Here is a 1,015-nt window from a genome sequence, read left to right as displayed (position 1 = left end):
GGGCGGTGCAGGTCGACGTCGTCGGGCTCCGCGCGGAGCCGGTAGCCGCCGCCGTCGGCTGATTCGACGGCGTCGTGGCCGAGGGCGCGGCGCAGCCGCCCGACGAGCGCCTGGAGCGCGCCGTGCGCGTCGGCGGGCGGGTCGCTCTCCCAGATCTCGTCGATGAGCGCTTCGGCGGCGCGGGCCCGGCCGGGGCGCAGGGCGAGCGCGGCGAGCAGAGCGCGCAGCCGCGCACCGCCGAGGGCGACGGCCGTACCGTCGTCGCGGTGGGCCTGGGTGGTACCGAGGATGCCGTAGCGCACCGCCCCATTGTCCTTTACCCGCCCCGCCTCACCAATCAGCGGTGCCCACCTCGACCAGAACACCGGTCTCGTCCCTGCGGTAGCCGACGCCGCTACGCATCCGCTCCGGCCCGTCGACCTCGCGCCGGAACCACTTGGGGCACATGTCGACCTCCCGGAGCCAGCGCTCGCCGGGCACGGGTGCGAACGACCGGCTGCCGGTGCGGGGCTCGGCGAAGCCCTGGGTGACGACCTGGATGCGGCGGACCAGGCCGACGGTGGGCGCCACTTCCTCCGGGGACGGCCCGTGGCCGTGAACGGAGAGCCGCCCGGTGACGCGGGCGCGTCCCGGCAGGGGCCACGGCGGTTCGCTCCACAGGGCGGTGAGCGCCCCGTCCCGGATGATCGCCGCCGTGCCGCCTCGGGACTCGACCGGGCCCTCGACCTCGCAGCGGCAGTCCTGCCACGTGTCGTCGGCGTCCTCCGTCAGCAGCAGCGTCCAGCGCACCTCGGCCCCGACCGGGAAGGGCGTGCCGCAGCACTCCATCTCCCAGTCCGCGTAGAACACCTTCCAGAGCACCATGGCCCCAGTCTCGCGGGGCCATGGCGGAACTCGGGAGGTTCGGCGGGGCGTTTTGCGGGTGTCAGTAGTCCGGTCGCCCTGACGGCGACACCCTGTGGGCGTGAAAATCGGTGGGTGGTCGTCCGGCGGACGTCGTATCGCCTTGGTGCCT

2 protein-coding genes are annotated in these 1,015 nt (G+C 74.4%); both read right to left on the bottom strand.

Annotation, left to right across the window (positions count from 1 at the left end; all coding sequences use genetic code 11):
• On the bottom strand, positions 1-302 hold a 302-nt coding region (locus ACFU99_RS44585; RefSeq protein ID WP_384404646.1), incomplete at its 3' end, for a winged helix-turn-helix domain-containing protein.
• Positions 303-330: 28 nt separating this feature from the next.
• On the bottom strand, positions 331-864 hold the full coding sequence (locus ACFU99_RS44580; protein WP_384404644.1) for a DUF6578 domain-containing protein: 534 nt from the start codon (positions 862-864) through the stop codon (positions 331-333).
• Between the last annotated feature and the right edge of the window lie 151 nt (positions 865-1,015).

The sequence above is a fragment of the Streptomyces sp. NPDC057654 genome, from assembly GCF_042800135.1.
GTDB lineage: Bacteria > Actinomycetota > Actinomycetes > Streptomycetales > Streptomycetaceae > Streptomyces.
This window is presented reverse-complemented; position numbering and strand designations above follow the sequence as displayed.

Bases quoted from the DNA above. Each gene is read 5' to 3' on its own strand.
- ACFU99_RS44580 (WP_384404644.1), bottom strand. From the start codon at position 864: ATGGTGCTCTGGAAGGTGTTCTACGCGGACTGGGAGATGGAGTGCTGC.